The 7997-nt window shown below is 33.7% G+C and carries 5 protein-coding genes; 3 read left to right on the top strand and 2 right to left on the bottom strand.

Annotated features, from left to right (window positions below; all coding sequences use genetic code 11):
- The first annotated feature begins 193 nt into the window (after nucleotides 1–193).
- From OM075_RS20175 to OM075_RS20165, 3 genes are all read left to right on the top strand, one after another.
- Complete coding sequence (locus OM075_RS20175) at nucleotides 194–1201, top strand: dihydroorotate dehydrogenase-like protein (protein WP_301192359.1); 1008 nt, start codon at nucleotides 194–196, stop codon at nucleotides 1199–1201.
- Nucleotides 1202–1377: 176 nt separating this feature from the next.
- Nucleotides 1378–4092, top strand: a complete 2715-nt coding sequence (gene ppdK / locus OM075_RS20170) for a pyruvate, phosphate dikinase (protein ID WP_301192358.1) — start codon at nucleotides 1378–1380, stop codon at nucleotides 4090–4092.
- 161 nt (nucleotides 4093–4253) lie between these two features.
- Complete coding sequence (locus OM075_RS20165; protein WP_301192357.1) at nucleotides 4254–6209, top strand: LTA synthase family protein; 1956 nt, start codon at nucleotides 4254–4256, stop codon at nucleotides 6207–6209.
- 199 nt (nucleotides 6210–6408) lie between these two features.
- On the opposite strand, the gene OM075_RS20160 is transcribed toward OM075_RS20165, so the two are convergent.
- The gene (locus tag OM075_RS20160; protein ID WP_301192356.1) at nucleotides 6409–6960 is read right to left on the bottom strand and encodes a WcaF family extracellular polysaccharide biosynthesis acetyltransferase; all 552 of its coding nucleotides are present in this window, start codon (nucleotides 6958–6960) and stop codon (nucleotides 6409–6411) included.
- A gap of 127 nt (nucleotides 6961–7087) precedes the next feature.
- Nucleotides 7088–7984 carry a DMT family transporter gene (locus tag OM075_RS20155; RefSeq protein WP_301192355.1) on the bottom strand — a complete coding sequence of 299 codons (897 nt, stop codon included), beginning with the start codon at nucleotides 7982–7984 and terminating at the stop codon, nucleotides 7088–7090.
- Nucleotides 7985–7997 lie beyond the last annotated feature (13 nt).

Raw genomic sequence — 7997 nt, 5'->3', positions numbered from 1 at the left:
ATGTTGTAAAAAGTTTCGCAAAATCAATTTACAACTTTGAGGGGAAACCGAAAGGAAGTACCCTCTTTTATTTTTTTACTCGGTCACTAGTGATAAAATTATATTGTAAGGGATTTCATAGGAACTGTTTTAAACAATTTCTTGAGTAGGGTGTTATAATACAGAATAATAACCAATTAACTTAAGAGAAACCATGGATTTAAAAACAACTTACATGGGGATTGAACTAAAAAATCCTCTTATTGTCGGTGCTTGTGAAATGACAGCAGACATCAATATGGTAAAAAATATGGAAGAAGCAGGGGCTGCAGCTATCGTTTATAAATCTCTTTTTGAGGAGCAAATTCATCTTGAAGCCGCTGAGTTAGATGATGATTTACACGAATATGATGATAGAAATGCAGAAATGATCACATTGTTTCCTTCAATTGACCATAGCGGACCAAAGGCCTTTCTTATGAAACTTAAGGATCTAAAGGCTGCTGTTAGCATACCTGTTATTGCGAGTTTAAATTGTGTTTACGATGTAAGTTGGGTTGAATATGCACAATATATTGAGCAAACTGGTGTAGATGGTATAGAATTAAACTTTTATAATTCAGTATCAGATAGCAGTAAATCCTCATCAGATATTGAAAAAGAGCAGGTGGAAATTCTTAAAAGAGTTAAAGCTGCAGTAAGGATTCCGGTTAGTGTAAAACTGAGTCCTTTTTATTCTAATCCATTAAATTTTATCAGACAACTTGATGTGTCAGGTGTAAATGGAGTTGTACTATTCAACAGATTATTTCAACCAGATATTGATATCAAGGCTGAAGAATTAAAAATGCCATATAACTTAAGTAGTAAAAATGATAATAGATTATCATTAAGGTATACTGGATTATTATCAGGGAATATTCATACGTCTATTTGTGCCACTAATGGAATACATGATGCTGAAGATATGATTTCATTATTACTGGCAGGAGCAGACGTTGTTCAGGTTGTAAGTGTTTTGTATAAAAATGGAATTAGAGAAATATCAACCATCTTAGAGAATTTATCGGCCTGGATGAAAAGTAAAGGCTATGAATCAATCGCTGATTTTAAAGGTAAATTGTCAAAAAATAATCTGAAAGAGCCTTATGCTTATGAACGAGCTCAATATGTTGATTATTTAATGAAAAAGAAAAAAATATTAAAAGAATACAGTGTTTAAATAACAAGTTAAAGAGTGGTTTCAGGCCACTCTTTTTTGTTTTATAATGTTTGGATGAGAAGTAGAATTTAAAGTATATGTGCTTTTAATTGTGAAAAAAAATGTGTTTCTTTATTAGCATAGTAAAATGAATTATCCCAAAATTCAAAAAATTCTAACTTTTAAATTCCTTAATTATGGCTGTAAAAAGAGTTTATACCTTCGGAAATGGAAATGCAGAAGGTAAGGCAGATATGAAAAACCTATTAGGAGGTAAAGGTGCTAATCTGGCCGAAATGAATCTAATCGGTGTGCCTGTTCCTCCAGGGTTCACAATTACTACAGATGTTTGTACTGAGTACAATGAAAAAGGTAAAGATGTAGTCGTAGATTTATTAAAGCCGGAGGTTGAAGCCGCTATAAAAAATATAGAAGAACTTACAGGAACTACCTTTGGAGATAAAGAAAATCCTCTTTTGGTTTCAGTGCGCTCAGGCGCCAGAGCTTCCATGCCAGGAATGATGGATACTGTATTAAATCTGGGGTTAAATGATGATTCTGTGATGGGTATCGCAGCAAAATCGGGAAACGAACGTTTTGCATGGGACTCCTATCGAAGATTTGTTCAGATGTACGGTGATGTTGTACTGGGAATGAAACCTGTTTCAAAAGAGGAGATTGATCCGTTTGAAAGGATCATGGAAGAAGTAAAAGAAAGAAAAGGAGTAGATTTAGATACTGAGCTTGAAGTAGATGACTTAAAAGAATTAGTTACCCTATTTAAACAAGCCGTTAAAGAACAAACAGGACATGATTTCCCAGAGAGTGCATGGGAGCAATTATGGGGTGCTGTAATGGCTGTTTTTGATAGCTGGAATAACGACAGAGCTATTCTTTACAGAAGAATGGAAGGTATTCCTGATGAGTGGGGTACTGCAGTTAATGTTCAGGCAATGGTATTTGGTAATATGGGTGATAATTCAGCAACAGGTGTTGCTTTTACCCGTGATGCAGCCACAGGAGAAAACTTATTTAATGGTGAGTATTTAATAAATGCACAAGGAGAAGATGTTGTTGCAGGTATTAGAACACCACAGCAAATTACAAAAGAAGGTTCATTAAGATGGGCCGAATTACAAGGTGTGACTGAGGAAGACAGAGTGATGATGTATCCATCGCTTGAAGAGGCAATGCCTGATGTATATGCTCAGTTAAATGAAGTTCAGGAAAAGTTAGAAAGTCATTATAAAGATATGCAAGACCTTGAGTTTACTGTTCAGGATGGTAAACTTTGGTTATTACAGACAAGAAATGGAAAACGTACAGGTGCAGCAATGGTTAAAATTGCAATGGACTTGTATAGAGAAAAAGTTATTGATGATAAATTGGCTTTAATGAGAATTGAGCCCAATAAATTGGATGAACTTTTGCATCCTGTTTTTGATATGGCAGCTATTGGTAGTGCTCAGGTTTTAGCTAAGGGGTTACCAGCCTCGCCTGGTGCAGCATCAGGTCAGATTATCTTTTTTGCTGATGAAGCTAAAAAATTTCCACAAACAATATTAGTGCGTATCGAAACATCACCAGAAGATTTGGAAGGAATGTTAGTTGCCAAAGGTATTTTAACCGCCCGAGGGGGTATGACTTCTCATGCAGCTGTAGTTGCCAGAGGGATGGGTAAATGCTGTGTTTCCGGAGCTGGTGCTTTAAAAATTGATTATAAGGAAAGAATCTTACGCATTGATGGAAATGTATATAAAGAAGGTGATTGGATTTCATTAAATGGTTCTACGGGCGAAGTATACGCAGGTAGAGTTAAAACACGCCAGCCGGATTTAGATGGTGATTTTGGCCAAATAATGGATTTTGCATCTAAATATACACGTATGAGTGTTAGAACAAATGCCGATACACCTAAAGATGCTAAAGTGGCTCGTGAGTTTGGAGCAGAAGGTATTGGTTTATGTCGTACCGAGCATATGTTCTTTGAAGGAGAAAGAATTAAAACGGTTAGAGAAATGATTCTTTCATCAAATGAAGAGGGCAGACGTGTGGCATTAGAAAAACTATTGCCTTATCAGAGAGGTGATTTTGAAGGTATTTTAGAGGCTATGGAAGGTTACGGAGTTACCATACGACTATTAGATCCACCTTTGCATGAGTTTGTTCCGCATACAGAATTAGCTCAGCAGGAAATGGCAAAAGAGATGGGTATTAGCCTGGCAGAGGTTAAAACAAAAGTATCTGATTTATCAGAGTTTAACCCGATGTTGGGTCACAGAGGTTGTCGTTTAGGGAACACTTATCCTGAAATTACCGAAATGCAGGCCCGTGCTATTATAGAGGCCGCATTAAATCTTAAAGCCAAAGGAATTATTACGAAACCTGAAATTATGGTGCCTTTAATAGGTACGGTTGAGGAATTGAAAATGCAGGCTAAGATTATTCATGATACCGCTAAAAAAGTTTTTGAAGAAAAAGGTGATACTGTAGAATATATGTTAGGAACAATGATTGAGATTCCAAGGGCTGCATTAACGGCAGATCAGGTTGCAGATGTAGCAGAGTTTTTCTCATTCGGAACTAATGATTTAACGCAGATGACATTTGGATATTCTCGTGATGATGCCAATAAGTTTTTACCTATTTATCTTGAAAAAGGTATTTTAAAGAATGATCCATTCCAGGTTCTTGATCAAACAGGAGTGGGACAATTGGTTGAAATGGGAACTAAAAGAGGTCGTTCCGTTAAGCCTGATTTAAAAGTAGGTATATGTGGTGAGCATGGAGGAGAGCCTAGTTCTGTTGAATTTTGCGATTCAGTAGGGATGAATTATGTTTCTTGTTCTCCATTTAGAGTTCCTATAGCAAGAGTAGCAGCAGCACAGGCTAATATTAAAAAGATGAATTAAAATTAGATTTTAAATTCTCGAGATATAAAGCGGTTTATTTTAAATAAGCCGCTTTTTTATTTTATTGCTTTTTTTTCATGAAAAAATATTATAACGTTGCAACCGTAAAGGTAATGTCAAATTAATATTAGAGTATTGTTATATATTCTATTGAGTCATCTATGAAAAATAAAATTTTCCCTAAACGATTTGCCTTGTTAAAAGGTTTTAGTATCACCTATTTATTGTTTGCATTGGTGATCAGGATGATACTATATTTTATATCATTTTCAGATATTGATTTCTCAATTTCTCACCTTTTTAAAATCATAGGAATAGGTTTTGCATATGATATTGGAAGTTTATCCTATATGATGGCTTTTTATTCCATTTATTTATTGATAATGCCCTCAAAATTTGCAGGCAGTAAGGTTGATAAAATAATTACATTTGCCGGGTATTGGCTTTTTATGATTGTGATAACGTTCTCCTTTTTAGCGGAAGTAACATTTTGGATGGAATACCAGCGGAGGTTTAATTTTATAGCAATCGACTATCTTTTATATACATATGAAGTTCTTGAAAATATTAATGAATCATATCCTTTACCAATAGTAATAGCTGCTATTGGATTAATTGTATATGTTGCATATAGAATCAAGAAGAGAAAATTAATTTTTGAAAAGAGTTTCACTAAAGACAACAGTTTTCTTTCCAGGATTATAGTAGCTGTAATTTGTTGCTCCGTTGTGGCTATATTTCATTATAATATTAAAAATACTCAAGCAGAAATTTTTGGTAATGTAAATGAAAATGAGTTAAGTAAATCAGGATTGTATTCCTTTTTTGCCGCATATAAAAGCAATGAGTTAAATTACAATGAATTTTATAGTACCTACAATGAAACTGAAGTTTTTAAGAAATTACGAAGTAATGTGTTGGCTGTGAATGATAGTTTTCTTTCAAATGAAGGTTTATTAAGAAGGACAACAAATATTGGTAAAGAACTTCGGCCCAACGTTATTTTTATTGGGATGGAAAGTATGAGTGCTTCATATTTAAAAAGATTTGGAAGTAAAAAAGGTATGACTCCTTTCTTAGATCAAATACTATCAGAGTCAATCTTATTTACAAACTTATATGCAACCGGAACCCGGACAGTAAGAGGATTAGAAGCTTTTAGTCTTTCGGTACCGCCAACACCGGGAAGAAGTATTGTAAAGCGTTGTAATAATGAAAGTTTTTTTACGGTTGGGGACATCTTTAAACAGAAAGGTTATTCCTGTACATTTATTACAGGCGGAGATGGTTATTTCGATAATATGGCCAACTACTTTAGTTATAGTGGTTTTGATATTGTAGAAAGGGCAAAAAAATCAAGAGACAGGGATGAGTTACCTACTAAGCGTTTTCAAATTGAAGATGAAGAAATAACTTTTGAAAATGCCTGGGGTGCCTGTGATGGTGATATTTTTAATGCTGTTATCAATAAAGCTGATATTGATTCGAAGTCTGATAAGCCATTTTTCTATATGTTAATGACTAATTCCAATCATTCTCCTTATACCTATCCTGAAGGTAAAGTTAAAATCCCTTCAGGTACCAGTCGTACTGGGGCCATTACCTATGCAGACTTTGCTATTGGTGAATTTTTTGAAAAAGTAAAGGATAAGGAGTGGTTTAAAAATACGGTTTTTGTTGTTGCATCAGATCACTGTGCATACAGTGCAGGAAGAACAGAATTGAATGTAAAAAGTCATCATATACCTGCTTTTATCTACAATCTTAATGGATCAGAACCTAAGGAAATTGATAAACTTTGTTCGCAAATTGATATTTTACCCACACTATTTGGTTATTTAAATTGGACTTACACCACAAAGTTGTTTGGCAAAGATGTGAATGAAATGACTCCGGAATCAGAGAGAGCTTTTATTGGTAATCATAGAAAATTGGCATTGTTAAAAGCTAAACACTTGATGGTGTTGGAAACACAACAAAAGAATGAGTGTTATGAGTGGGATGAGGCAACTAATGAGCTTAAGAAAACAGCATGTGATGAAAATTTATTACAAGAAACAATATCATATTATCAAGCTGCTTATGAGCTATATAAAGGAGGGCAATTAGATAAATAAAAAAATATTTTATTATAAAACTTGTAAAGTATATAAATATTTGTATCTTTGTATTAACTCATAGTTTAGGGTTAGGTTTGGTTAAAGATTGAAAGTCGCTGTATGAACGTTTTACAGCGGCTTTTTTATTTTATATACTCCAACCTTAAACGGATAATTCAAACTTTGTGCTATAAGTTAAGCGTATCTATAGAATATGTCAGGCAATGATTTCTCTGTTCCTGATTTTAATGGCTGGTAATCCCTGGTATATTGAGTAGGGTTCCATAATTCCTGAAATGACAGATTGTGTGGCCAGAACAGAGTGTGATTTACAAATAGTATTTAATGTCACGGTCGATTGCGCACCAATCCATACACCATCTTCTAAAGTAATTGGCCCTGTCATCAAATCAAAAGTACTTTTTTTGTAATTATGATTTCCGCAAAGTAATAATGCACCTTGAGAAATGCAGCAGTTTTTACCAATAATTACGCTATCAAGATTATCAATCCAAACTTTTTCACCAATCCATGTATTCTCTTTTATAACTAATTTCCAGGGATATTTGATGTTTACACCTGGCTTTATTACTACCCCTTTTTCAATTTTGGCTCCAAATAATCTTAATAATATTTTTTTAATAAGAGATGAAGGATTTAGTGGATTGATAAAGAATAAAACATTGATATAATACCATAAGGTTCGTTTAATAAAACCTCCGGGTTGATACCAACTATTGTCATACTTAGAAAGGTCCGTTTTAATCATGAAAAAAGTTTGACAGATTATTAGATATGTATAGTATTTGACTTTTTAAGATAAGCAATTTACTAAATCAAATCTTATATAAATAAATTTCAATGGCAATAATAACCTATCGGTTATTTAATGAATACTATTTAGTGCCAAAAATTAAAAAAGCTATACCAATTAAAATACCTGCAAGATAGATACTTTTGGTTTTGATATTTTTTTCTTTAAAAAGATAGGCACCAAATGCAAAAGCAATAATTACACTTCCTCTTCTTAAGGCTGACACAATAGAAATCATACTATCTGTATCATGTAAGGCATAAAAGTAGAAGAAATCAGCAATAAGAAGAAAAACACCAATTAATGGAATACTCCATTTCCATTTGAATGAAGATGTTTTTTTTCTGGTTGGCCACCATATAGTCATTACTAAAGGAATAAAAAGAACTACCTGATAAAATGTAAAGTAGCACTGTACTGCCATTCTGTTAATGTGTCGTAACAGGAACTTATCATATAGTCCGCTAATAGCACCAAATATGGTTCCTAATATGATAAACCAAATCCATTTATTGTTTTTGAATGATATACCTTCTGTTTTTCCAGCTGTTGAGAATAGAAAGAAAAAAGTTAATGTTATTGCTATCCCTACCCATTGATATATTGAAAGTTGCTCCTTAAAGATGAGTATGGCGCCAATTAAAGTCCATAGTGGACCGGTAGCTCTAATGGGTGCTACGATTGTTAGAGGAAGATATTTAAGGGCAAAGAATGAAAATATCCAGGAAGTGATTACAATAGCAGCTTTTAATAGTAGTTGTGCATGTTCAGCCCAGGTAATAGATGGAACATATAGGGTGTGATCTTCAGCTAAAATTCCTTGTTGTGATAAGATAAGGATTGGGATGAATAATATTGCACCACTAACTGAACTAAATAATAGCACAGGTAAAACAGCATTATTATTTACAGAAACTTTCTTTACAACATCATATATACCTAAAAAGAGTGCAGAAATAATTGCCAGTAGCCACCACATAAAGATCTATCTT

It is taken from the genome of Plebeiibacterium sediminum (assembly GCF_026013605.1).
Classification (GTDB): domain Bacteria; phylum Bacteroidota; class Bacteroidia; order Bacteroidales; family Marinilabiliaceae; genus Saccharicrinis; species Saccharicrinis sediminus.
Note: the sequence above shows the minus strand (reverse complement) of the source record. Positions and strands in the feature narration are given on the sequence as shown.

What these genes read in the sequence shown, in the direction of transcription:
- OM075_RS20175 (WP_301192359.1), top strand. Translation starts at nt 194, where the DNA reads ATGGATTTAAAAACAACTTACATGGGGATTGAACTAAAAAATCCTCTT.
- ppdK (WP_301192358.1), top strand. Translation starts at nt 1,378, where the DNA reads ATGGCTGTAAAAAGAGTTTATACCTTCGGAAATGGAAATGCAGAAGGT.
- OM075_RS20165 (WP_301192357.1), top strand. Translation starts at nt 4,254, where the DNA reads ATGAAAAATAAAATTTTCCCTAAACGATTTGCCTTGTTAAAAGGTTTT.
- OM075_RS20160 (WP_301192356.1), bottom strand. Translation starts at nt 6,960, where the DNA reads ATGATTAAAACGGACCTTTCTAAGTATGACAATAGTTGGTATCAACCC.
- OM075_RS20155 (WP_301192355.1), bottom strand. Translation starts at nt 7,984, where the DNA reads ATGTGGTGGCTACTGGCAATTATTTCTGCACTCTTTTTAGGTATATAT.